We start from the raw sequence: 24,598 nt of genomic DNA, 5'->3' as shown, positions 1-24,598 counted from the left end.
TCAGCGGACGGCCAAGCTGGCTTCGGAGGAAGCGCTGCTTTCGTTGTTGGACGAGTCGTAGGCCTTGACCACGACGAAGTACGTGGCGGTGGGCAGGCCGTTGATCGTGGCGCTCAGGGTCGTGGCGCTGGGCACGTCGACCGCCGCGGTGTAGCTGCCGCTGGTGGTGCCGTAGTAGACGCGGTAGCCCGTCAGGTCGCCCAGGCGCAGGCCGTCCGCGCTGGTGGTGGGCGCTGCCCAGGACACGGTCATGGTGCCGGTGGCGACCGGCTGCTGGTTGACGGGTTGCTGCGTGATCGGCTGCTGGCCGATGGCCTGCCCCGGTTGCTGCTGCTTGGGCAGCGCAGTGGGAATCGTGCGTTGGGCCAGCGCCTGGGCGTTGGCCGTGCCGTCCTCGGCCTGCGCGGCGGAGGTGTCGGAGGAAGCGTCGGTACCGCCGCCGCAGGCCGTCAGCGCGGCTGCGAAGCAAACAGACAGGGACATCAAGACGCGGGCACGAACAGCGCGGCCCAGATTGGTTCTCATGAATCGCTCCATCAATCACAACGGTGCAAGCGATGGCGGTCGAGCCAGCCACTTGCGGTACGGAGAGCGAAGGAACCGACTGGGGTCGGTGTGACGCTGGGCGTGGAAGTCGCTCGAACAGTGCTCCTGACGTTGTCCAACTGGGGGTTGAAGCGTGGGTCGCCGGGTGCTTACGTTTTTTCGGTGGGTGGCTGCCGCGGTTGATCACCGACCTGTAAGCGGGGTCAATGATTTGTAACCTTCTGCAAGCCTGATGGGCGCCGGACTGGCAAACGCGGACTGCCTTCGCAGTGGTGCGGTGTCGATCCAGTGAACCCATCACGATTCAGCTTTCACTTGTGCGTGTCCCCCACCGGGGACGCCAACCCATTCGCAGCTTCCGGACCAGGGGGTTTCCCGGGGACTTGCCAAGGTCCAGGTGCCGGTTTTTTTCCCTTTGCGCCGCGTTCGGACGAGTCGGAGTTGCCCGTCGTTACAAAGCCGACGCGTGCCGGCTTGCGTGTTTGTGAATGTTCGTTTCGATCATTCGTGGCCAGGTTGCCAGGGGCCGCTGTGGTCTACTGCCCGCATGTCGGACAGACCGTTACGAATCAACATCATTGGCCTGGACAACGGCGCCGGGCTGAGCGTGGATGCGCGGCTGCTGCAGTCGCTGCTGGCGGATGCGGGCTTCGAGGTGAGCTGGTTCAAGGGCGTGCGGCCCGCCAAATGGAAGATGCGGCTGGGCAGGCTGGCGCCACTGCGCTGGCTGGTGGGGCGCTACGACCTCAACCTGTTCCTTGAGCGCATGCACCCGGGCTGGTATCCGTTCGCCAGGCTGAACGTGCTGGTTCCCAATCCCGAATGGTTCCGCGAGGACCTGCATGCGCACCTGCCAGGCCTGGACGTGGTGCTGTGCAAGACGCAGGACGCGCAGCGTGCCTTCCAGGCCCTGGGCTGCCGCACGCAGTGGATCGGCTTCACCGCGGAAGACCGCGGGAACGGGCAGCTGGCCGCCGAGTCGGGGCGGCTGGAGGCGCTTCACGTGGCCGGCCGCAGCGAACACAAGGGCACGCGGGCCGTCATCGACGCCTGGGCGCGCCACCCCGAATGGCCGCGGCTGACGGTGGTGCAGCGCGTGCTGGACGAAGGCACGCCGCTGTACGCGCCGCCGCTGCCCAACGTGCGCTACTTCAGCGAGCGGCTGTCCGACGAGGCCTTGCTGGCACTCCAGCGCGAGCATGCGATCTACATCCTGCCCAGCGAGGTGGAAGGCTACGGCCAGGCGCTGGTGGAAGGCCTGGCGCTCGCAGCGGTGGTGGTCACGACCGATGCGCCGCCGATGAACGAACTCGTGGACGGCCAGCGCGGCGTGCTGGTGCCTTCGGTGTCGGCCGAACCGTTTCGGCTCGGCCACCGCTACAAGGTGTCTGCGCAAGGCGTCGAGGCGGCGGTGGCCGCCATCCTGGCCGATTCACCCGCACAGCGGGTGGCCAGGGGGCAGGCGGCGCGGGCGTGGTTCCTCGCCAACGACCGCCGTTTCCGCAGCGAATTTCCCCGGGTGATTGAGACTTTGCTCACAAGTTCCAGCCGCTGAGCCCCCCGAAACCGTGGGGCGTCCGCCGGGTGGGTGCCACATACAATCGCCTCTCTCAGCAGGGGTTCACAAACACATGGGCATGGTTCGCAGGGCGATCGTCCTCACCGGATTGATGGCAGTGACGGCGGTCGGCGGCATCGCGGCACGTCCATCGTCCAAGTCCGGGCCGGGCCAGCCGCGCTACGTGCTGGAAAACGTGGTCCCCCGGCAATTCGGCGACTGGAAGGAACTGCCGGCCGAGACCGCCCAGGTCGTGAACCCGCAGACCAAGGAGCTGCTCGACAAGCTCTACAGCCAGATCCTGTCGCGCACCTATGTCAATTCCCAGGGCTACCGCATCATGCTGTCCATCGCCTACGGCGACGACCAGCGCGGTGACCTGCAGGCCCACAAGCCGGAGGTGTGCTACCCGGCCCAGGGCTTCACCCTGAACAGCAAGGTCGACACGCTGCTGTCCACGCCCTTCGGTCCCATCGACGCACGCCGGCTGGACACGAACATGGGGCGCCGCCGCGAGCCGGTGACCTATTGGTTCACCATGGGCGACCAGGCGGTGAAAAGCACCTGGCAACGCCGCCTGGTGGAAGTCCGCCTGGGCCTGACCGGCCAGGTGCCCGATGGCCTGCTGTTCCGCGTGTCGTCCATCGATCCTGAAGTACCGCGTGCCTTCACGCAGCATGACGCATTCGTCGCCGACCTGCTGAAGGCCTTGCCCCCCGTCGACCGCAAACGCCTGAGCGGGCTGGAATCTCCAGCCTGACGCCTGTTCTGACAACTGGAGGCGACCCAGCGTCGCTCGGGCCGAGTTCTCGGCCTTTGCTTTTTTGGTGAGTTCTTCTTGAGCCAACGATACGTCCTGATTTCGCCGTGCCGCAACGAGTCCGAGTACATGCGCCAGACGCTGGACACGGTCGTGGCGCAGTCGGTGCGGCCCGCCAAGTGGGTCATCGTCGACGATGGTTCGACCGATGACACGCCGCGCATCCTGGCCGAGTACGCGGCCAGGCACGACTGGATCACCATCGTCACCCGAAAGGACCGCGGCAAGCGCGCAGTCGGCCCCGGCGTGATCGAGGCCTTCTACGAGGGCTACGCCGCCATCGAGCCGAAGGACTATGAGTTCCTGTGCAAGCTCGACCTGGACCTGAACCTGCCGCCGCGCTACTTCGAGATCCTCATCCAGCGCATGCAGGCGAACCCGCTGATCGCCACCTGCAGCGGCAAGGCCTACGTGCACCGCGACGGCCAGCTCGTGGCCGAGAACCATGGCGACGAGACCTCGCTGGGCATGACCAAGTTCTACCGCGTGACCTGCTTCCAGGGCATCGGCGGCTTCGTGCGCGAGGTGATGTGGGACGGCATCGACAACCACAAGTGCCGCATGATGGGCTGGGTGGCCTGCAGCTGGGACGAACCCGAGCTGCGCTTCGTGCACCTGCGGCCCATGGGCTCCAGCCAGACGGGCATCCTCACCGGCCGCATGCGCCACGGCTTCGGCCAGTACTTCATGGGCACGGGCTTCTGGTACATGCTGGCCAGCGCCATCTTCCGCATCGGCGACAAGCCGGCGGTCATCGGCAGCGCGGCGATGATGTGGGGCTGGATCAAGAGCGCGCTGCAGCGCCAGCCGCGCTACGGCGACGACGAGTTCCGCCGCTTCCTGCGCCGCTACCAGTGGCGCTCGCTGTTCGTCGGCAAGAAGCGCGCGACCGAAGAGATCGACCGAAGGAATCGTGTTGAAGCCCGACTTCCATCGTAAGGTCCACTGCGTTCTCGGCCTGCCCTTCGACCTGCTTGACGAGGAGGAGGCGATCGAGCGCGTACGCGAGTCGGCGCGCTCGGGCCGGCCGTGCTTCTTCTCCACGCCCAACCTGAGCTTCGCGACCGCGGTGCAACGCGACGCCGCGCTGCGCGACTCCGTCATCCGCAGCGACATGAGCGTGCCCGACGGCATGCCGCTGATCTGGGCGGCGCGCATCATGGGTGTGCCCACCAAGGGCCGCGTGGCCGGATCCAGCATGTTCGAGCGGCTGTGGCATCGGCCGAAGCCGGCGACACAGCCGCTGAAGGTCTTCTTCTTCGGCGGGGCGGATGGCGTGGCGGCGCGCGCCAGCGAGGCCATCAACGGCAACCTCAAGGGCGTGCGTTGCGTGGGCTTCGAGTCGCCGGGCTTCGGCAGCGTCGAGGCCATGAGCGGCGACGACCTCATCGGTCGCATCAACGCCAGCGGCGCGGACTTCATCGTCGTGTCCATCGGTGTGGCCAAGGGGCAGGCCTGGATCGAACGCAACCGTGAACGCCTGGGTGCGCCGGTCATCAGCTACCTCGGCGCGGTGGTGAACTTCGTGGCCGGCAACGTGCAGCGGGCGCCTCGCGCCTTCCAGCGCCTGGGCCTGGAATGGCTGTGGCGCATCAAGGAAGAGCCCACGCTGTGGCGCCGCTATGCCAATGACGGCCGCAGCTACCTCGGTCTCCTGGCTGGCAGCGTGATCCCCTACCGATGGAACGCCATGTGGCATACACCGGCGCAGTCGCAACTGGCGTCGGCCTCGGTGCAACTGGTGCAGGAGGGCAGCCGCTGGACCCTTCGCATCGGCGGCTGCTGGGATGCACGCAACGTCGACAAGCTCAGGCCTTGGCTGGGCCAGGCCGCCGACGTGCAAGGCCCGCTGCACATCGATCTTTCCGAATGCCGCTGGGCCGACAGCGAGGTGATCGCACTGATCAGCCTGCTGTGGGCCTTCCGCCAGACCCTGTCGTGGGAGTGCCGCGTGAGTGCGGTACAACCCCGGCTGTTGCGCATGATCCGCTGCTGCCGCGCCGACTATCTTCTGAATCCCGTGCCGCCCACTGCGGCCCACACCTTGGTGCTCGAGAAAAAATGACCCAACCTACCGCACTCATCACCGGCGTGACCGGCCAGGACGGCGCCTACCTCACCGAACTCCTGCTCTCCAAGGGCTACAAGGTCTATGGCACCTACCGGCGCACCAGCTCCGTCAACTTCTGGCGCCTGCAGGAGCTGGGCGTGGCAGAGCATCCGAACCTGCACCTGGTTGAATACGACCTGACCGACCTGGGCTCCAGCATCCGCCTGCTCATCAAGTCGGGTGCCACCGAGGTGTACAACCTTGCGGCGCAAAGCTTCGTGGGCGTGTCCTTCGACCAGCCCATGACCACGGCCGACATCACCGGCATGGGCTGCCTGCACCTGCTCGAAGCCATCCGCACGGTCAACACCGACATCCGCTTCTACCAGGCGAGCACATCCGAGATGTTTGGCCACGTGCAGGCGGTGCCGCAGGTGGAGACGACGCCGTTCTATCCGCGCAGCCCCTACGGCGTGGCCAAGCTCTTCGCGCACTGGCTGACGGTGAACTACCGCGAGAGCTACGGCATCTTCGGCTGCAGCGGCATCCTCTTCAATCACGAGTCGCCGCTGCGCGGCCGCGAGTTCGTCACGCGCAAGATCACCGACAGCTTCGCCAAGATCCTGCTGGGCAAGCTGGACGTGCTGGAGCTGGGTAACCTTGACGCGCGCCGCGACTGGGGCTTTGCCCGCGAGTACGTGGACGGCATGTGGCGCATGCTCAAGGCCGACGTGGCCGACACCTATGTGCTGGCCACCAACCGGACGGTGCCGGTGCGTGAGTTCGTCGCCATGGCTGCCAAGGGCGCGGGCTTCGACCTCGTGTTCGAAGGCAGCGGCGAGAACGAGGTGGGCATCGACCGCAAGAGCGGCAAGACCATCGTGCGCGTGAACCCGAAGTTCTACCGGCCGGCGGAAGTTGACCTGCTCATCGGCGATGCGTCCAAGGCCAAGCGCGACCTGGGCTGGGAAGCCACCACGACACTGGAGCAGTTGTGCCAGATGATGGTCGAGGCCGACATCCGTCGCAACCAGAGCGGGTTCTCGTTCTGACATGGCGCGTGCGCTGATCACGGGCATTGCCGGATTCACCGGGCGGCACCTGCAGCACGAGCTGGAACGCGCCGGGCACGAGGTCTTCGGCCTCACGCATGCAGGTGGCGCGGCATCAGACCGCGTCGTGGCCTGCGACCTGCTGGATGCCGCCGGCCTGCGCGCTGCGATCGAGCGTGTGCAGCCGGACTGGGTGGCCCACCTCGCGGCAGTGGCCTTCGTCGGGCATGGCGACGTGGATGCGATCTACCGCACCAATGTCGTCGGCACGCGCAACCTGCTCGCCGCACTGGCGGCTCAGCAGCGCAAGCCGCAGGCGGTGCTGCTGGCCAGCAGCGCAAACATCTACGGCAATGCCACGGCGGGTGTCATCGACGAGTCGGTTCCGCCGGCCCCGGCCAATGACTACGCGGTGAGCAAGCTGGCGATGGAACACATGGCCCGGCTGTGGACTGCGCAGCTGCCCATCACCTTCGTGCGGCCGTTCAACTACACCGGCGTGGGGCAGACCACGGACTTCCTGCTGCCCAAGATCGTGGATCACCTGCGCCGGCGTGCGCCGGTGATCGAACTCGGCAACCTCGATGTCGAGCGCGACTTCTCGGACGTGCGCATGGTGGTAAGTGCCTATCGGCGTCTGCTCGATCGGCAGGCGGGGCTGCAAGCCGGTGGTGAGGTTTTCAATGTCTGCTCCGGCCGTGGCTATACCCTGCGGCAGGTGTTGGCCATGAGTTCGGCCATCGCCGGATTCGCTCCGCAGGTCCAGGTCAATCCAAAATTCGTTCGGGCCAATGAAGTGAAGATGCTCGTCGGCAATGGTGGCGCACTGGAACAGGCCATCGGCCCGTTGGCACACATCGACTTGACTGACACCCTCCGGTGGATGATTCAATCGTGAACTTGCTCTTTCGCCCCGCTTCATGTGCGGGCGGTTGCCAGCATTTGCTACGATATTGAGTTATCGCGCGGCTGCCGGCTCCTCGAAATCGACAACAGGCCAATCAAGTACGCGATGTCTCCGTTTTGCGGGGAACGACGTTCTGCGATGAATGGCCCGTTGAATGCTGAAACGGGCGACCAATCGGCAGTGCGTGAGTGCCTCTACGGCTTTGCGCATAGCGAACCTCTCGACCCTTTCGCCAGGTCTTTTCCCTAGCCCAATTCGCAATCACAGGTTATTCATATGTCAGTCATCGCAGTCGTCGGTCTAGGATATGTGGGCCTGCCCCTGGTGGTGGAGTTCGGAAAGAAGAGCCGCACGATCGGCTTCGACATCGCGTCGGAGAAGGTGGCGAAATGCCGTGCGGGTACCGATCCCTCCCGGGAAATTCCTGACGCCGACATGGTCCAGGCGGTGTACGCCGAATACAGCGATGACGCTGCATCGCTCAAAGAAGCAGACTTCATCATCGTGGCTGTGCCGACCCCGGTCGACGAAGCCCGCATCCCCGACTTTGGCCCCTTGATCGGTGCGAGCAAGGCCATCGGCGCGAACATGAAGCCAGGCGCGACCGTCATTTATGAATCAACGGTTTACCCCGGAGCGACGGAAGAGGTCTGCATTCCCGTTCTGGAGTCCGTTTCAGGCGGCATCTGGAAGAAGGACTTCTTTGTCGGCTACAGCCCCGAGCGAATCAACCCCGGCGATCGCGAGCATATGCTCACGAATGTGGTGAAAGTTGTCTCCGGCGATACGCCCGAGACCCTGGAGAAGGTCGCCGCGCTGTACGAGTCCATCGTGCGTCCCGGAGTCCATCGGGCCAGCTCCATCAAGGCCGCGGAGGCTTGCAAGGTCATCGAGAACACGCAGCGCGACCTGAACATCGCTCTCATGAATGAGCTGGCCATCATCTTCGACAAGGTGGGCATCGACACTATGGAAGTGCTGGAGGCTGCTGGCACGAAGTGGAATTTCCTCAAGTTCCGTCCTGGCCTTGTCGGTGGGCATTGCATCGGTGTGGATCCGTACTACCTCACGCACAAGGCTGAGACGCTGGGATACCACCCGCAGGTGATCCTCGCCGGCCGCCGCATCAACGACGGCATGGGCAAGTTCATCGCCGAGCAGACGATCAAACAGATGATTGCGGCGGGCAGCTACATCAAAGGAGCGAAGGTCAATATTTTGGGCCTGACCTTCAAGGAAGACTGCGCTGACCTGCGCAACAGCAAGGTCGTCGACATCATCCATGAGCTGCAATCATTTGGCGTGGAAGTGTTTGTGCACGACCCCGATGCCGACCCCGAAGAAGCGATGCATGAATATGGTGTGCGTCTGCTTTCTTGGTCGGATCTGCCGCGTGCGGAGGCGGTGGTTGCTGCGGTGGCTCATCGGAGCTACAAGAAGCTGGGCACAGAGGACATCTGCCGCAAGCTGACCAAAGGCGGATGCTTCATCGATGTCAAGTCTGCATTCGATGCCAATGATCTGCGTGGTTCAGGCGTGCGGGTATGGCGTCTTTGATTGGATGATTTGCGTCAGCGCCTGGCGCCCGACGGATCGAAGGCGCCGATGTCGATGCGGATGCTCGACCGAGGATGCGCTGCCTTGTGAGCCGGCGATTGGGCGCTGATGCCGATCCACCAGTCGTTGGCTGCCGAAGGCGCCGCGAGGAGTTGCGGATCGACCGCCAGGCTGCCCAGGTCCCAGCCCTCGGACTGCGCCGCCGACAGGCTCTTGTACCTGTCGCTCCAGCGGCCCGCGCCGCCTTCTCGGAAACACAGGTTGTGCCCGAAAGCCGCGTAGCGCGACAGCGCATGCTTGTCGGTCACGAAGCAGGTGGCCTTGTCTGAGGACGCTGCGTCGAACACGATGAGGTTGGACACCACGCTGTGCCCGTTGCCGTCGTCGTTGGACTTGATGCCGCTGGTGTGCGCCGTGGCCGATGCGATGTAGATCGAGTTGTTGCGGATGGCGATCTGGTCGCTCTTCAAGTCCTTGTCCGCAGGCGCTGCCGCGTTCGGCCTGTTGGGCACGGCGATGGCCACGCGGTCCATCTTGGACTTCATGGTCCACATGATGTGGTTGTTCTCGATCGCACAGCGCTGGCAGCCCACCATGCCGATGCCCAGACCGCCCACGTTGACGATGCGGTTGCCGCGGATCACCACGTCCTCGAAGCCATCGGTGGAATCGTTGTCGTTCACCACATCGACCGTCAGCCCCCAGCATCCGTCCGTGGCGTTGGATTCACCGATGAAGTTGTTCTCGATCAGCAGGTCGCGAACGCGGCCATGCACCACCAGCGGCACCGACTGGCACTTCAGCGCGACGCGGTCGTGCCGGCCGTTGTTGATGATTGCGTTGCCGCGGAACACCACATGCTCCCCGCCCTCGATGTAGACGTTGTGGTCCAGCATCGCCCGCTCGAAGCCGTTGTCGTCGAACACGTTGTTCTCGACGGTGACGTGGTGGCACAGCGTCAGGATGCCCTGCGCCCCGTTGCCGGCGATGCGTGAATTGCGCAGGGTGATGAAGTCGTTCCAGCCCTTGGCGCCCGGTTCGGGTGTGTTGGCAGCGCTGCATTGCACTCCCAGCGCGAAGCCGGTGATGGACAGGTCCTCCAGGGTGATGTAGTCCACATCGTTGAAGATGAAGATGCCCGTGCCGCTGGCGGCCGTGCCGCGCAAGTCCAGTCCTCGCACGACATAGCCTTCGTCGTGGTCGGCATTGCCGCTGTCGGCGAAGGAGAACACGCCGTTGTCCTTGGTGGCCATGAGGATGGGCTTGGCCGCGGCAGGCCCCCAGGCGGGCGCATAGCTTTCGAAGACCACCGGCTTGTGGCGATTGCTCTTCGGAACGAACACCGCAATCGTGGCGTCCTTGAACGACGCGCCGCGGGCGAAGTAGACGTGGTCGCCTGCGCCCATGCCCTCGACCCGCGTGTTCAGCTTGGCGATGCTGCGCCACGGCGATGCCGGCGAGGTTCCTGGGTTGTCGTCGTCGCCCGGCACGCAGCCGCTGGCCGCGCCGGCTTGGCAGTCGGAGAGGTAGTAGTTCGCTGCCGGCGAGAGAAGGGGAAAGGCCAGGCCAAAAACGAAAAGGCTGGCATGCAGCCAGCCTGTCCATCGGCGCGCTCGGCCGCCGGTCACTTGATGGTCTTGCTCACTTCGACGGACGCCAGGCTCTCGGAGTTCACGCTGTTGAAGGCGCGAACGATCACGTAGTACGTGTCGGCCGGCAGGTTCGAGATGGTGGCGGTCAACGTCGACGGGTTGTCGATGGTCACGTTGTCCGTGTAGAAGCCGCTGGCGGTGCCGTAGTACACGCGGTAGCCGGCGAGGTCCGAAATGGCGCTGCCATCGGAATTGGTGGTGGGCGCCGTCCAGCTGAGCGTGATGCTGCCGGTCGTGGGGGCGGGCGTGGGCGGCGTCGGGGTCGAAGGCGTGGGCGTCGAGGGGGTGGGGACTTCAGACGGCGTCGAGGTGCTGTCCGAAGCGCCGTTGCCGCCACCGCAGGCGGACAGCATCGCGGCAACCAGCACGGCTGTCAGAGACATCCTGGCTCGGGTGGCACGCTCGAACAGAACTCGCATTCATCACTCCCAACGACTGCTTGCAGCCAACCGGCGTGAAGAACACAAGCGCACCCATGCACGAACATCGCACAACGCTTGAAAACCGACTCAACAGCCGACGGCTTTGTTTTCTTCAGCCGGCCAGCAGTGCTGACCAACTTGTCGTCCCTAGTGCAGGGACCGGGCCAAGGGTTTTTCTGGGCCCGTTCGACCAATTCCTGTCGCTTCTTACGAGTTTCAGGCCGCCGCCGATGCGTCGCGGATGCAATCTGTTGCAACCTTGACCAGCCTCGGCCGAAATGCATCGGCGCCAGGTGACCGGTTACCACGCCGGTCGGGCGGCAGTCTAGCCGCCCGACCGGCGGGCGCTCAGCTCTTGGGCTTGGCGGAGCGGCCGATGCCGGTGTACTCGATGCCCAGTGTGCTCATGAGCTGCGGGTCATAGAGATTGCGGCCATCGATCACCACCGGCTGCTTGAGCGAGGACTTGATGAGGTCGAAGTCCGGGCTCTTGAACTCCTTCCATTCGGTGATGACCACCAGCGCATCCGCGCCTTCCAGGGCCTGCGCCTGGCCATCGACGAACGTGAGATTCTTCACGTCGGACATCACGCGCTGTGCCTCGGGCATGGCCACCGGGTCGTAGGCACGCAGCTTCGCGCCGCGGCGGACCAGCTCGCCGATGATCACGCGGCTCGGGGCCTCGCGCATGTCGTCGGTGTTGGGCTTGAAGGCCAGGCCCCAGATGGCGAAGGTGCGACCGGTGAGGTCCTCGCCGAAGCGGGCCACGACCTTGTCCACCAGCACGTGCTTCTGGCGCTCGTTGGCGGCTTCCACCGCCTGCAGCACCTGCAGCTCGACGCCGTTCTGGCTGGCGGTCTTGACCAGGGCCTTCACGTCCTTGGGGAAGCAGGAGCCGCCGTAGCCGGCACCGGCATAGAGGAAGTGGTAGCCGATGCGCGGATCGCTGCCGATGCCCTTGCGCACGAGCTCGATGTCGGCACCGACCTTCTCCGACAGCAGTGCCAGCTCGTTCATGAAGCTGATCCGCGTGGCGAGCATCGAGTTCGCCGCGTACTTGGTGAACTCGGCGCTCTTGATGTCCATGACCAGCAGGCGGTCGTGGTTGCGGATGAAGGGCGAGTACAGGGCACGCATGAGCAGGATCGCGCGCTCGTCGTCGCCGCCCACCACGATGCGGTCGGGACGCATGAAGTCCTCGACGGCCGCGCCTTCCTTCAGGAATTCAGGGTTGGAGACGACCGCGAACTCGACGTCGGAGCCGCGCTTCTTCAGCTCTTCGGCCACGGCGGCGCGCACCTTGTCGCCCGTGCCCACCGGCACCGTGCTCTTGTTGATGACGACCTTGTAGTCGGTCATGTGCTTGCCCACGTTGCGGGCTGCGGCCAGCACGTACTGGAGGTCAGCGGAGCCGTCCTCGTCGGGCGGCGTGCCCACGCCGATGAACTGCAGCGTGCCGTGGTTGACGGCCTTGATCACGTCGGTGGTGAACTGCAGGCGGCCAGCCGCGCGGTTGCGCGTCACCATCTCCAGCAGGCCGGGCTCATGGATGGGAATGCCGCCCTCTTCGAGGATGCGGATCTTCTTCTCGTCCACGTCCAGGCACATGACGTGGTTGCCCATTTCCGCGAGGCAGGTGCCGGTGACCAGGCCCACGTAGCCGGTGCCGATGACGGTGATCTTCATTCGTAGCTTGCTTTCACTTCAGGTCTTGGGGGCCGGGCTCACTTCGGAGCGCGGCCGTAGGTGTCTTCGTAGCGGACGATGTCATCTTCGCCCAGGTAGCTGCCGGACTGCACCTCGATGATTTCCAGCGGCACCTTGCCCGGGTTGGCCAGGCGGTGCACCGTGCCCAGCGGGATGTAGGTGCTCTGGTTCTCGGTGAGCAGGATCACCTGGTCGCCGTTGGTGACCTCGGCCGTGCCGCTCACCACGATCCAGTGTTCGGCACGGTGGTGGTGCTTTTGCAGGCTGAGCGATGCACCCGGCTTGACCATGATGCGCTTGACCTGGAAGCGCGCACCGGCATCGATGCTGTCATACCAGCCCCAGGGGCGGTGCACCTGCCGGTGCAGGTTCTGCTCGGTGCGGCCCGAGCCGCTCAGGTGGCCGACGATGTGCTTGACCTCCTGGCTGCGGCTGCGCTCGGTGACGAGCACCGCGTCGGGCGTTTCCACCACCACCACGTTGTCCAGCCCCACCACGCCCACCAGGCGGCTGGTGGCGTGCACCAGCGTGCCGTGGCTGTCGCGAACGAAGGTGTCGCCCACGGCGGCATTGCCGTCGCCGTCCTTGGCGCTCACCTGCCACACCGCATCCCAGGCGCCGAGGTCGGACCAGCCGGCGTTCAGCGGCACCATGCGGATGTCGAAGTCTTTTCCTCCAGGGCACTTCTCCATCACGGCGTAGTCGATGGATTCGCTCGGGATGGCCTGGAACTCCGCCTTGCCGGGGCGGATGAAGGTGGCATCGGTGGACTTGGCGGCCCAGGCGGTGCGGGTGGCGCCGGCGATGTCGGGCCGGAACAGGTCCAGCGCCTTCAGCCATACGGAGGCGCGCACGACGAAGATGCCGCTGTTCCAGTAGTAGCCGCCTTCGGCCAGGTAACGCTCCGCCGTTTCCAGCTTGGGCTTCTCGACGAACTGCGCGACCGACAGCACGGAACCTTCACCCTTGCCCGAACGGATGTAGCCGAAGCCCGTTTCCGGACGATCGGGCGTCACGCCCAGGATGACGATCGCACCAGTCGCGGCCGTGCGCACGGCATCCTGCAGCGCGGCCTTGAATGCCGGCTCATCGGTCACCGTCTGGTCCGCGGGGGTCACGATCAGCACCGGATCGGCGCCTGATTCGGCGCTGTGCAGGGCGGCGATGGTCATGGCCGGTGCAGTGTTGCGGCCCATGGGCTCCAGCAGCACGCTGGACTTTTCCAGGCCCAGCTCGCGCAGCTGGTCCACCACCAGGAAGCGATGGTCCTCGTTGCCCACGACCTGCGGTGCGCTCACCTCGATGTCGGCCGTGGCCAGTCCCTGCAGGCGCGTCACCGCCTGCTGGAACAGGCTGCGGTTGCCCTGCAGCACCAGGAACTGCTTGGGGTACTGCGCACGCGACAGCGGCCACAGCCGCGTGCCGCTGCCGCCGGCCATGATGACGGGGTGAACGACGATGTTGGACATGGAAGACTCGAAGTCGGAAATCAGGAAGAGGCTGAGCCGAACCCCTGTGGGTTCTTGCTCTGCCAGCGCCAGCTGTCGGCGCACATGGCGTCGATATCGCGAGTTGCGTGCCAGCTCAGTGCTGAATGGGCGAGTGTCGGATCGGCGTAGCAGGCGTCGATGTCACCGGGCCGGCGCGGTGCGATCTCATACGGAATCGGGCGGCCGCTGGCCTTCTCGAAGGCGCGCACCAGTTCGAGCACGCTGTACCCGCGTCCGGTACCCAGGTTCGCCGTGATGGAGCGCTTCTCGTTGAGCAGGTAGCGCAAGGCGGCCACGTGGCCTTCGGCGAGGTCGACCACGTGGATGTAGTCGCGCACGCCGGTGCCGTCGGGGGTGTCGTAGTCGTTGCCGAACACGTTGAGCTTGGGACGCTTTCCCACAGCCACCTGCGTGATGAACGGCATCACGTTGTTGGGAATGCCACGCGGGTCCTCGCCGATCAGGCCGCTTTCATGGGCGCCCACCGGGTTGAAGTAGCGCAGCAGTGCGATGTTCCAGCGCGGGTCGGCCTTCTCCAGGTCGCGCAGGATGTTCTCGCCGATGACCTTGGTGGCACCGTAGGGGTTGGTGCTGCCCAGCGGCGCGCTTTCGGGAATGGGCAGAGTCTCGGGCTTGCCGTAGACGGTCGCGCTGGAGCTGAAGACCAGGGCGCGGCAACCATGCCGGTCCATGGCCTGCGCCAGCGTGATGAGGCCGCCGATGTTGTTGCCGTAGTAGCGCAGCGGCTGCTGCGTGCTTTCGCCCACGGCCTTGTGTGCGGCGAAGTGCACGGCGGCATCGATGCGGTGCTTGCTGAACAGCTCTTCCATGGCCTGCGCATCGCAGACGTTCACCTGCTCGAAAACCGGTGCCTTTCCGCTGAGCGTGGCCAGGCGCTTGAGCACCTCGGGCGAGCTGTTGGAGAAGTCGTCCAGGCCCACCACGTCGTAGCCCGCGGCCAGCAGCGCCAGCCAGGTGTGCGAGCCGATGTAGCCGGTGGCGCCGGTGAGCAGGATGCAGGGATTGCTCATTGGAAGGTCAGTTGGGCATTGCAGCCGTAGGTGTTGTCGGAGTAGACACCCGAGCGGGTCTCGCGGTTGGTGCTGCAGCCCAGCTTCAGCGTGCGCGTGGGCTGGTAGCTCACGCCGAAGCCGTAGGCGGTGAGCGTGTCGTCGCCCGAACTGCCCGTGGACGAGCTCAGGCGGCGCAGGTTGGCGGTCAGGCCGATCTTGCTGGTGACTTCATAGCCGGCGTCCAGCATGGCGGTGGTACTCAGGCGGTTGGCATCGATGCGCAGCGTTTCCGGCGACCCGAGGACCGGCCCCACCGGCGTGATCACGATGGGCGTGTACTGCAGGAAGGTGGTGGCCGTGCCGGTGTCGCGGTTGAGCGCGGCGCGCAGATTGATCTTGCCGGTGAGGTGGTAGTCCCAGGTCACGGCACCGGTGAACCCGCTGAAGTTCTGGCGGCCGGCCAGCGAGTGGGTTTCGTGCGTCCCGCGCAGGGTGGCGGTGAGCACGCTCAGGCCGGTGGGCGCGTAGGTGACCGTGGCATCGATGTCGCGGCGGTCGACCGTGTCGGAATCGAAGGTGGTGGCCGAGGTCGCGACCGTGGGGTACTTGGCCTGGCTGGTGCGCACGCCCACCAGCACGCTCAGGGCGCGTCCGCCGCCCCAACGCACGCCGACGTTGGCGCCGTTCTGGCGCACGGTGCGCAGGTCGTCGGCCAGGGAGTAGTCGATGGCGTTGTGGTTCACCCCGCCCTCGATGCCCAGCGACGACTCCACGCCGTAGCGCACCGTGGCTGCGACGTCGCGCGACTTCTGAAGGTTCTTCTCGGTGGTGGAGGTGGCGTTCACGTCGCCGTAGTTGGCCAGGCTTTGCCGGGCCCCGAAGGTCACGCTGCCCGACAGGCGCTCGATGGAGGACCAGTCCAGCCCGAGGTTCAGTCCGTAGCTCGTGTTGTCGAGCTGGTCCTGGTTCTTGTGGCGGTTCATCGCCGCGGTGCCGTTGGCGTAGAAGCGCTGCCTGCCGAAGGGCTGGTCGATGCCGCCCAGAAGGCCGGTGCTGGACGTCGTGTCCGACACCACGGGCAGGGTGCCGCCGTAGGCCCGGCGGAACACGTTGTTGTCATGGTTGAAGGCCTGGCTCGCGCCGATGTACCAGGGGCTGCCGCCGTCTTCGGCCACGGCCACCTGTGCGAAGACCAGGCCGGCCGCCAGGGCCAGGGGATTCAACATCCACTGTGCAGCGCGCATCTTCTGGGGCATACGAGTTCTCCTGTCATTCATGTGATTTGGAATCGACCAATGCATGCCGCGTACCAGCGGCATGCACTCAGGCGTCTCAATACGCATTGCGGTCGAAGAACACCAGCCGGATGGTACGCACAATGATTTGCAGATCGAGGCCCAGCGACCAGTTGCGCAAGTACTCGAGGTCGTACTCGACACGGGCCTGCATCTTCTCGATGGTGTCGGTCTCCCCCCGGTGACCGTTCACCTGCGCCCAGCCGGTGATGCCCGGCTTGACCTTGTGGCGCACCATGTACGCCTTGATCAGGCGCCGGTACTCCTCATTGTGTGCGACGGCATGGGGCCTCGGGCCCACGATGCTCATGCGGCCTTGCAACACATTGAAAAACTGTGGCAGTTCATCGAGCGAGGTGCGCCGGATGAATGCACCAAAACGCGTGATGCGGGGGTCGCCCTTGGTGGCCTGGCGCACCACCGGGCCGTTGTCCTGCGCCCGCATGGAGCGGAACTTGTAAACAACGATCTCGTCGCCATCCAGCCCGTTGCGCCGCTGCTTGAAGATGACGGGCCCCGGCGAACTCAGCTTCACGCCGATGGCCAGCACCAGCAGGATGGGCGAGATCAGCACGATGATGATGCTGGCCAGCACGATGTCGCTGACCCGCTTGACGAGGTCGTTGGTGCCGGTGAACGGCGTCTCGCAGATGCCCACCACCGGCACGCCATTCATGTCCTGCAGGCGGCCCTGGATGATGCTGATGCCGAACACGTCGGGCACGAAGAACAGGGACGCGGTGGTGCCCTGCACCTGCTCCAGCAGCTCCTGGATGCGCGGCTGCGAGCCCAGCGGCAAGGTGATGAACACCTCGCGGATGCCGTGGTTGCGGATGTAGTCGGCCACGTCCTTCAGGCTGCCCAGGCGCTGCTGCGAGGCAGTCTCGTGCACGCGGTCGTCGGTGCGGTCATCGAAATAGCCGATGAAGTCGATGCCCTGGTCGCGGCTTTCGGTGAGCGCGCGCGCCACCTTCACCCCCAGCGGACCAGCCCCCACCACGATGGCCGAGCGGCGGTTCTCGGACTTGCCCGCCTGCCGCCGCACGATCTTCTGGCCCACCCAGACCGCGGCCCACTGCAACACGGGTGTCGCGAAGAACCAGGCGATCAGCGCCTGTTCCTCGAAGTAGTTGATGCTGCGCGTCGCATAGCCGCACAGGGCGAGGATGCCGATCAGCATCACCCATGACGAGACGATGTCGACGCCGGCGGCGATGAGGTTGTCGCGGAAGCGGTTGCGGCCCGGGAAGGTGAGCGCGAACACGAGCAGGCACAGCGTGAGCTCGGGTCGGGTGATGGGTTCGTCGATCCACCAGTTGGCGAAGACGAAGGTGAGCACCGTGATCGCGGGCTCGAGGAACGCCGCCACCAGCGACGTCACGGACTGTGGCGCGCTGTAGAACGTCCTCTTGTAGCTGCGGTCTTCAAACATTCGATCGTGATCTTCTCGCCGGCCTGGCATGGGGCCTGGCCGGAGGTGACAGTAGGTGTGTTCTTTTGGTTGCAGGACGCGGGACTGCTGTGCGCGAACTGGTAGCAGCCGCTCCCCTGGCGGGCGGTCCGTCCCTTGTTTTAAGGCGTGGATTCTCCCTCAAAAACCAAGGGCCTCAGCACCCATGTCCAAGGGGGGAGGGCGTGGCGCCGTGCCTACAATCCCCCTATGTTCGATACCCTGCAGCAGCTGGCGGCGTCGGCGTTCGTGCAACGCTTCACGCTTTGGCTCAACCACGTCCTGGCCAGCGAGGAAGCCGCCATGGCGAGGTTGCGCCCGCATGCCGGCCGCAGCGTGCGGGTGGAGCTGTCGGGCTGGCCGTCCCTGCTGCCGGCGCCGCCTGCGCTGGCATTCGTGGTGACCCGCGCGGGCCTGCTGGAATGGACCGGCGACCAGCCGGCCAGCGAGCCTGACCTGCGGTTGACGGTCGACGCTTCCAACCCGGCGCTCATGGTGGCGCAAGGGCTGGCCGGCCAGCGCCCCGGCGTGGCCATCGCCGGCGATTCGGCCTTCGCCACCGACCTCAACTGGCTCATGGACAACCTGCGTTGGGACGTGGAAGACGACCTGGCGCGCTTCATCGGCGACGCACCGGCGCACGAGCTCATGCGCATCGGCCGCCCGGTGGGGCAGGCCATACGCTCGGCCGTCGCCCTGCTGGCGGGCCTGGCCGTGCGCCAAGGGCCGCCCGTGTGATGAGGCACCTCGCGCGCCTCATCCTCATCGTCTTCACGGTTCTGCGCTTCGGGCTGGACGAGCTCGCGCTGTCGGGCTTCCGGACCCGGCGCGTGCGGCTGCTGGTCCGCCTGATCACCATCGGCCGCAAGCTGGACATGCCGCGCGGCATGCGCCTGCGCCTGGCCTTCGAGCGGCTGGGCCCGATCTTCGTCAAGTTCGGCCAGGTGCTGTCCACCCGCCGCGACCTGCTGCCCCCGGACGTGGCCGACGAACTGGCCCGCCTGCAGGACCGCGTGCCGCCGTTCCCCGCCAAAGAGGCGCGCATGCTGGTGGAGCGCGCCTTCGGCAAGCCCATCGAGGCCATCTTCGCCAGTTTCGAGGCCGAGCCGGTGGCCAGCGCCTCCATCGCCCAGGTGCACTTCGCCACCTTGAAGGACGGCCGCGAGGTGGCGGTCAAGGTGTTGCGGCCGGGCATGCTGGCGGTCATCGACGACGATCTCTCGCTCATGCGCACCCTGGCGCGCTGGGTCGAGCGCTTCAGCGAGGACGGCCGGCGCCTGAAGCCCCGCGAGGTGGTGGGCGAATTCGACAAGTACCTGCACGACGAGCTGGACCTCGTGCGCGAGGCCGCCAACGCCGCCCAGCTGCGCCGCAACATGGCCGGCCTCAACCTGGTGCTGGTGCCCGAGATGTTCTGGGACCTGTGCACCTCCACCGTGATCGTGATGGAGCGCATGTACGGCGTGCCCATCAGCCAGACACAGCGGCTGGCCGAGGCGGGCGTGGACATCAGGAAGCTCGCGCGCGACGGGGTCACCATCTTCTTCACCCAGGTGTTCCGCGACGGCTTCTTCCACGCCGACATGCACCCGGGGAACATCCAGGTCAGCATTGCGCCGGCCACCTTCGGGCGCTACATCGCGCTGGACTTCGGCATCGTGGGCACGCTGACCGAGTTCGACAAGGAATACCTGTCGCAGAACTTCCTGGCCTTCTTCCGGCGCGACTACAAGCGGGTCGCCGAGCTGCACGTGGAGAGCGGCTGGGTGCCGCCCACCACCCGGGTGGACGAGCTGGAAGGCGCCATCCGTGCGGTGTGCGAGCCGCACTTCGACCGGCCGCTGAAGGACATTTCCCTCGGCCAGGTGCTGCTGCGGCTGTTCCAGGCGTCGCGCCGCTTCAACGTGGAGATCCAGCCCCAGCTGGTGCTGCTGCAGAAGACCCTGCTGAACGTGGAGGGCCTGGGGCGGCAGCTCGACCCTGAGCTGGACCTGTGGAACACCGCCAAGCCCTTCCTGGAACGCTGGATGCACGAGCAGATCGGCTGGCGCGGCTTCATGGAGCGGCTCAAGAACGAGGCGCCGCGCTACGTGCAACTGCTGCCGGAGCTGCCGCGCCTGCTGCACCAGGCCCTGCAGCCCAGGCCTGCTGCCGAGCAGAGGCTGGTCGAAGCGCTGCTGATCGAGCAGCGGCGAACCAACCGGCTGCTGAACGTTCTCATCTACGTGGGCCTGGGCTTCATCGTGGGTTTGGTGGGCACCCAGCTGGTCACCCACTTTCTGTGGTGAATTCCGACGCGGCGCAGGGATAATGCGCGACTGCCGAACAGGCGTCACAAGTCATCTTCTCGGGTTGGGGCTGGTTCAATGAACGTCACGTTGATCGTATTCGTCGTGCTGTATCTGGTGGGGACGCTGGGCATCGGCGTCTGGGCGGGCACGCGCATCAAGAACACGAGCGACTTCGCCATCGCCGGGCGAAGCCTGCCGCTGATCATGGTGGTGACGACCACCTTCGCCACCTGGTTCGGCGCTGAAACCGTGATGGGCATTCCGGCCAAGTTCGTGCAGGGCGGCCTGAACTCCATCGTGGAAGACCCCTTCGGCGCCGGCACCTGCCTGATCCTCGTGGGCTTGTTCTTTGCCGCCCGGCTCTACAAGCTCAACCTGCTGACCATCGGCGACTTCTACCGCCAGCGCTTCGGCAAGGGCGTGGAGGTGTTCTGCTCGGTGGCCATCATCCTGAGCTACCTGGGCTGGGTGGCCGCGCAGATCACCGCGCTGGGCGTGGTGTTCTCGGTGCTGACGCAAGGCGCCATGAGCGAGACGGCCGGCATGATCGTCGGCACGCTGGCGGTGCTGATCTACGTGGTGGTCGGCGGCTTCCTGGCGGTGGCCTGGACCGACTTCATCCAGATGATCGTGCTGGTGGTGGGCCTGTCCATCATCGCCATCTTCTCGGCCAGCCTGGCCGGCGGCGCCGACAAGGTGTTCGCCATGGCCAGCCAGAAGGAGCTGTGGAAGTTCCTGCCGCCGCCCAGCTTCACCGAGATCGCGATGTTCGTGGGTGCCGGGCTGACCATGATGCTGGGCTCCGTCCCGCAGCAGGACGTGTTCCAGCGCGTGATGTCAGCCAAGGATGCCCACACCGCGCGCAACGGCGCGGCCATCGGCGGCGCGAGCTACATCCTGTTCGCCTTCGTGCCGATGTTCATCGTCTCGTGCGCGGTCATCGTGCTGGGTGCCAATGGCCTGGAGATGGCCAAGAACGACTACCAGCGGCTGCTGCCCACGTTCGTGCTGACGAAGATGCCGCTGGTGATGCAGATCCTCTTCTTCGGGGCGCTGCTGTCGGCCATCAAGAGCACGTCCTCGGCCACGCTGCTGGCGCCCAGCACCAGCTTCGTGGAGAACATCCTCAAGAACCTGCGCCCGCAGATGAAGGACAAGGAGCAGCTGTTCGCCATGCGCTGCACCATCGTCATCTTCGCCGCGCTGGTGCTGGGCTATGCCATCAAGATGAAAGGCACGTCCATCTACGACCTGGTGTCAACGGCCTACCAGGTGACCCTGGTCGGCGCCTTCGTGCCGCTGGTCACCGGCCTGTACTGGAGCCGTTCCACCACGCAGGGCGCCATCGTGTCCCTCGCGCTGGGCGTGGGCGTGTGGATTGCCAGCTTCCTGCCGCCGGTGGCTGCGGCCACCAACAACTTCCCGGGGCAGCTTGCCGGCCTGATCGCCGCTCTCCTGGGCATGGTCGTCGGCTCCCTGGCGCCCCAGGTGCTGGTGAACCGCCACGACCGCACCCACCACCTGCAGGGCTTGAACGCCTAGAACTTCGCCACCATTTGGCACTTCGGCGCCGGGACCGCCCGGCGCCGTTCCTTATAATTTCACGTTTTTAATCAAGGGCTTAGCCATGCCGATCTACGCATACCGCTGTGAGTCGTGCGGCCACGCGAAAGATGTGCTGCAAAAGGTCTCCGATCCGCTTCTCACCGTCTGCCCGGCGTGCAACGCCCAGACGTTCAAGAAGCAGCTGACCGCGGCCGGCTTCCAGCTCAAGGGTTCCGGCTGGTACGTCACCGATTTCCGCGGTGGCAACAGCGGCAGCAACGGCGCTGCGTCCACCGGCGCCAAGACCGAATCCGCCCCGGCGGCGTCGGGCTCGTCCGAAGCTTCGTCCACCTCGACGGCTTCGACCTCCTCATCGTCCGACAGCGGCAGCACGCCGGCTGCCGGTTGCGGCGGCTCCTGCGCCTGCCATTGAAAAGGCCCCAGTGAGAAAGTACCTGATTGCCGGCCTCCTGGTCTGGTTGCCGCTGGCAATCACGATCTGGGTGCTGCACGCCGTCCTCAACACGCTGGACGGCGTCTTCGAAGCCCTGCTCAGCGCCTCGCAGGCGGTGCTGCCGGAGGCTGCCTACGCGCCGCTGCAGATGCTCAAGCAGGTGCCCGGCCTGGGCGTGATCGTGATGGTCGCCGGCCTGTTGCTCACCGGCGTGTTCGCGGCCAACTTCGCCGGCCAGTGGGCGTTGCGCCAGGCCAACCACCTGCTCACGCACATCCCCATCGTCAAGTCGATCTACAGCTCGGTGAAGCAGGTCTCGGACACCTTGTTTTCCAGCAGCGGCAATGCCTTTCGCGAAGCGGTGCTGGTGCAGTACCCGCGCGAGGGCTCCTGGACCATCGCCTTCGTGACCGGCAAGCCCGGCGGCGAGGCGGCCGACCACCTGCACGACGACTACCTGAGCCTGTACGTCCCGACCACGCCGAACCCGACCTCGGGCTTCTTCCTCATGGTGCCGCGCAAGGACGTGATCGTGCTGTCCATGTCGGTGGACGAGGCCTTGAAGTACATCATTTCCATGGGCGTGGTGGCCCCGCCGCCGCATGCGCCGCGCGCCGAGCCCCAGGCCCTGAGGGACGCACGAAATCAACACGGTTGAGCGCCTCGGCAAGCGCTCAACCGTCAGGGCTTGAGACAAAGCCTTTCAGCGCCTCACACACATCGGGCCCGGCCGTCCTACGATAGAGGGCTGCGCCCAAGAAGACCCCGAATATTGGAGTGACCATGAGAACAACATACTGCGGCCTCGTCAGCGAAGCACTGATGGGCCAGACCGTGACCCTGATGGGCTGGGCCCATCGCCGCCGCGACCATGGCGGCGTGATCTTCATCGACTTGCGTGACCGTGCCGGCCTCGTGCAGGTGGTGTGCGACCCCGATCGCCCCGACATGTTCAAGACCGCGGAAATCGTGCGCAACGAGTTCTGCCTGAAGATCGTCGGGAAGGTCCGCGCGCGTCCGTCGGGCACCGAGAACGCCAACCTCACCAGCGGCAAGATCGAAGTGCTGGCGCATGAGGTCGAGGTGCTGAACGCCAGCGTCACGCCGCCGTTCCAGCTCGACGACGAGAACCTGTCGGAGACCACGCGCCTCACGCACCGCGTGCTGGACCTGCGCCGCCCGACCATGCAGAAAAACATGATGCTGCGCTACCGCGTGGCCATGGAAACGCGCAAGTTCCTGGACGAGAACGGCTTCATCGACATCGAGACGCCGATGCTCACCAAGAGCACGCCTGAAGGCGCGCGCGACTACCTCGTGCCCAGCCGCGTGAACGAGGGCATGTTCTTCGCGCTGCCGCAGTCGCCGCAGCTGTTCAAGCAGCTCTTGATGGTGGCCGGTTTCGACCGCTACTACCAGATCACCAAGTGCTTCCGCGACGAAGACCTTCGCGCCGACCGGCAGCCGGAGTTCACGCAGATCGATATCGAGACGAGCTTCCTCACCGAGGAAGAGATCCGCACGATGTTCGAGGGCATGATCCGCTCGGTCTTCAAGAAGACCATCGGCGTGGAACTGGGCGACTACCCGGTGATGAAGTATTCCGAGGCCATGCACCGCTTCGGCAGCGACAAGCCCGACCTGCGCGTGAACCTGGAGTTCACCGAGCTCACCGACGTGATGGCCAGCGTGGACTTCAAGGTGTTCAGCACGCCGGCCACGACCAAGGGCGGCCGCGTGGTGGCGCTGCGCGTGCCCAAGGGCGGCGACATGAGCCGCGGCGAGATCGACGGCTACACCGAGTTCGTGAAGATCTACGGCGCCAAGGGTCTGGCCTGGATCAAGGTCAACGACTTGGCCAAGGGCCGCGAGGGCCTGCAGTCGCCCATCGTGAAGAACCTGCACGACGCCGCGCTGGAGGAGATCCTCAAGCGCACGGGCGCGCAGACGGGCGACCTGATCTTCTTCGGTGCAGACAAGGAAAAGATCGTCAACGACGCGATCGGCGCGCTGCGCATCAAGATCGGCCACAGCGATTTCGGCCGCGCCAACGGCCTGTTCACCGACAAGTGGGCGCCGCTGTGGGTCGTGGACTTCCCGATGTTCGAATACGACGAGGAAGGCCAGCGCTGGAACGCGGTGCACCACCCGTTCACGGCCCCCAAGGACGGCCACGAGGACCTCATGGACACGGACCCGGGCGCCTGCATCGCCAAGGCCTACGACATGGTGCTCAATGGTTGGGAACTGGGCGGCGGCTCGGTCCGTATCCATCGGGCCGAGGTGCAGAGCAAGGTGTTCAGCGCGCTGAAGATCGGGCCGGAGGAAGCGCAGCTGAAGTTCGGCTTCCTGCTGGATGCACTGCAGTACGGTGCACCTCCGCACGGTGGCCTGGCGTTTGGCCTGGATCGCATCGTCACGATGATGACCGGCGCCGAGAGCATCCGCGACGTGATCGCCTTCCCGAAGACGCAGCGTGCACAGTGCCTGCTGACGCATGCGCCGAGTCCGGTGGATGAGAAGCAGCTGCGTGAACTGCACATCCGGTTGAGGAATCCGCAACCGGCGGGTTGATCTCTCCTCTTGCTACATGGGAAGGGCGTCTTTCGGGACGCCCTTTTCTTTTGCGTGTGTCGCATTGACCGGGTGGATCCGCGGCAGGCGGCATGGGCCAGGGGCTGCGGCTGTGGCGGTCGGCCTGCGGCCGACTGCGCTGTGCTGCTCGCACCGAGGGGTGTGCCGCAGAACTCGCTACGCGCCCCTGCGGTGCGCTGCGCTCAAACAGCCGC

21 protein-coding genes are annotated in these 24,598 nt (G+C 65.6%); 13 read left to right on the top strand and 8 right to left on the bottom strand.

Features of this window, described 5'->3' with window-relative positions; translation table 11 throughout:
• Positions 1–525, bottom strand: coding sequence for a fibronectin type III domain-containing protein (locus DZC73_RS04745; RefSeq protein WP_161974452.1), 525 nt, complete (start codon positions 523–525; stop codon positions 1–3).
• Between the two features lie 568 nt (positions 526–1,093).
• Here DZC73_RS04745 and DZC73_RS04740 point away from each other — a divergent pair.
• From DZC73_RS04740 to DZC73_RS04710, 7 genes are all read left to right on the top strand, one after another.
• The gene (locus DZC73_RS04740; RefSeq protein ID WP_124539014.1) at positions 1,094–2,101 is read left to right on the top strand and encodes a glycosyltransferase; all 1,008 of its coding nucleotides are present in this window, start codon (positions 1,094–1,096) and stop codon (positions 2,099–2,101) included.
• A 76-nt stretch (positions 2,102–2,177) separates the two neighbouring features.
• Positions 2,178–2,864 (top strand): exosortase-associated protein EpsI, B-type, encoded by a 687-nt coding sequence (epsI, locus tag DZC73_RS04735; RefSeq protein ID WP_124539013.1) that lies wholly within the window; start codon positions 2,178–2,180, stop codon positions 2,862–2,864.
• Positions 2,865–2,942: 78 nt separating this feature from the next.
• Positions 2,943–3,863 carry a glycosyltransferase family 2 protein gene (locus DZC73_RS04730; RefSeq protein WP_235834981.1) on the top strand — a complete coding sequence of 307 codons (921 nt, stop codon included), beginning with the start codon at positions 2,943–2,945 and terminating at the stop codon, positions 3,861–3,863.
• Entirely contained in the window at positions 3,841–4,989 is a 1,149-nt protein-coding gene (locus DZC73_RS04725; RefSeq protein ID WP_124539012.1) for a WecB/TagA/CpsF family glycosyltransferase, read from the top strand. The genes DZC73_RS04730 and DZC73_RS04725 overlap by 23 nt, the downstream gene beginning before the upstream one ends.
• Positions 4,986–6,026: a GDP-mannose 4,6-dehydratase gene (gene gmd, locus DZC73_RS04720; RefSeq protein WP_124539011.1), complete on the top strand. Its 1,041-nt coding sequence runs from the start codon at positions 4,986–4,988 to the stop codon at positions 6,024–6,026. Before DZC73_RS04725 ends, gmd begins: the two co-directional genes overlap by 4 nt.
• A gap of 1 nt (position 6,027) precedes the next feature.
• A complete protein-coding gene (locus tag DZC73_RS04715; RefSeq protein WP_124539010.1) occupies positions 6,028–6,924 on the top strand; it encodes an NAD-dependent epimerase/dehydratase family protein in 897 nt (298 codons plus the stop codon).
• A 285-nt stretch (positions 6,925–7,209) separates the two neighbouring features.
• Positions 7,210–8,490: a nucleotide sugar dehydrogenase gene (locus DZC73_RS04710; RefSeq protein ID WP_124539009.1), complete on the top strand. Its 1,281-nt coding sequence runs from the start codon at positions 7,210–7,212 to the stop codon at positions 8,488–8,490.
• A gap of 14 nt (positions 8,491–8,504) precedes the next feature.
• Here DZC73_RS04710 and DZC73_RS04705 read toward each other — a convergent pair whose 3' ends face one another.
• From DZC73_RS04705 to DZC73_RS04675, 7 genes are all read right to left on the bottom strand, one after another.
• The gene (locus DZC73_RS04705; RefSeq protein WP_124539008.1) at positions 8,505–10,118 is read right to left on the bottom strand and encodes a right-handed parallel beta-helix repeat-containing protein; all 1,614 of its coding nucleotides are present in this window, start codon (positions 10,116–10,118) and stop codon (positions 8,505–8,507) included.
• A complete protein-coding gene (locus DZC73_RS04700; RefSeq protein WP_161974451.1) occupies positions 10,115–10,525 on the bottom strand; it encodes a fibronectin type III domain-containing protein in 411 nt (136 codons plus the stop codon). Before DZC73_RS04700 ends, DZC73_RS04705 begins: the two co-directional genes overlap by 4 nt.
• Positions 10,526–10,912: 387 nt before the next feature.
• Positions 10,913–12,250 carry a UDP-glucose dehydrogenase family protein gene (locus tag DZC73_RS04695; protein WP_124539006.1) on the bottom strand — a complete coding sequence of 446 codons (1,338 nt, stop codon included), beginning with the start codon at positions 12,248–12,250 and terminating at the stop codon, positions 10,913–10,915.
• A 38-nt stretch (positions 12,251–12,288) separates the two neighbouring features.
• A complete protein-coding gene (locus DZC73_RS04690) occupies positions 12,289–13,740 on the bottom strand; it encodes a mannose-1-phosphate guanylyltransferase/mannose-6-phosphate isomerase (protein WP_198414778.1) in 1,452 nt (483 codons plus the stop codon).
• A gap of 20 nt (positions 13,741–13,760) precedes the next feature.
• Positions 13,761–14,792: a UDP-glucose 4-epimerase GalE gene (gene galE, locus DZC73_RS04685; protein WP_124539005.1), complete on the bottom strand. Its 1,032-nt coding sequence runs from the start codon at positions 14,790–14,792 to the stop codon at positions 13,761–13,763.
• Complete coding sequence (locus DZC73_RS04680; protein WP_124539004.1) at positions 14,789–16,030, bottom strand: porin family protein; 1,242 nt, start codon at positions 16,028–16,030, stop codon at positions 14,789–14,791. Before DZC73_RS04680 ends, galE begins: the two co-directional genes overlap by 4 nt.
• Positions 16,031–16,106: 76 nt before the next feature.
• Positions 16,107–17,501 carry an undecaprenyl-phosphate glucose phosphotransferase gene (locus tag DZC73_RS04675; RefSeq protein ID WP_161974450.1) on the bottom strand — a complete coding sequence of 465 codons (1,395 nt, stop codon included), beginning with the start codon at positions 17,499–17,501 and terminating at the stop codon, positions 16,107–16,109.
• A gap of 228 nt (positions 17,502–17,729) precedes the next feature.
• On the opposite strand from DZC73_RS04675, the gene DZC73_RS04670 reads away from it, so the two are divergent.
• The 6 genes from DZC73_RS04670 (at position 17,730) to aspS (ending at position 24,383) form a co-directional block, all read left to right on the top strand.
• Positions 17,730–18,257 carry a hypothetical protein gene (locus DZC73_RS04670; protein ID WP_124539003.1) on the top strand — a complete coding sequence of 176 codons (528 nt, stop codon included), beginning with the start codon at positions 17,730–17,732 and terminating at the stop codon, positions 18,255–18,257.
• On the top strand, positions 18,257–19,807 hold the full coding sequence (gene ubiB / locus DZC73_RS04665; RefSeq protein ID WP_124539002.1) for a ubiquinone biosynthesis regulatory protein kinase UbiB: 1,551 nt from the start codon (positions 18,257–18,259) through the stop codon (positions 19,805–19,807). Before DZC73_RS04670 ends, ubiB begins: the two co-directional genes overlap by 1 nt.
• A 78-nt stretch (positions 19,808–19,885) precedes the next feature.
• Entirely contained in the window at positions 19,886–21,352 is a 1,467-nt protein-coding gene (locus DZC73_RS04660; protein ID WP_124539001.1) for a sodium:solute symporter family protein, read from the top strand.
• 85 nt (positions 21,353–21,437) lie between these two features.
• Positions 21,438–21,788, top strand: a complete 351-nt coding sequence (locus DZC73_RS04655; protein WP_124539000.1) for an FmdB family zinc ribbon protein — start codon at positions 21,438–21,440, stop codon at positions 21,786–21,788.
• A 10-nt stretch (positions 21,789–21,798) separates the two neighbouring features.
• Positions 21,799–22,467, top strand: a complete 669-nt coding sequence (locus DZC73_RS04650) for a DUF502 domain-containing protein (protein ID WP_124538999.1) — start codon at positions 21,799–21,801, stop codon at positions 22,465–22,467.
• Between the two features lie 125 nt (positions 22,468–22,592).
• On the top strand, positions 22,593–24,383 hold the full coding sequence (gene aspS, locus DZC73_RS04645; RefSeq protein WP_124538998.1) for an aspartate--tRNA ligase: 1,791 nt from the start codon (positions 22,593–22,595) through the stop codon (positions 24,381–24,383).
• Positions 24,384–24,598: the final 215 nt, after the last annotated feature.

It is taken from the genome of Rhizobacter terrae, assembly GCF_003852895.1.
GTDB lineage: Bacteria > Pseudomonadota > Gammaproteobacteria > Burkholderiales > Burkholderiaceae_C > Albitalea > Albitalea terrae.
The sequence above is the reverse complement of the archived record's forward strand: the minus strand, read 5'-3'. Positions and strand labels throughout refer to the sequence as shown.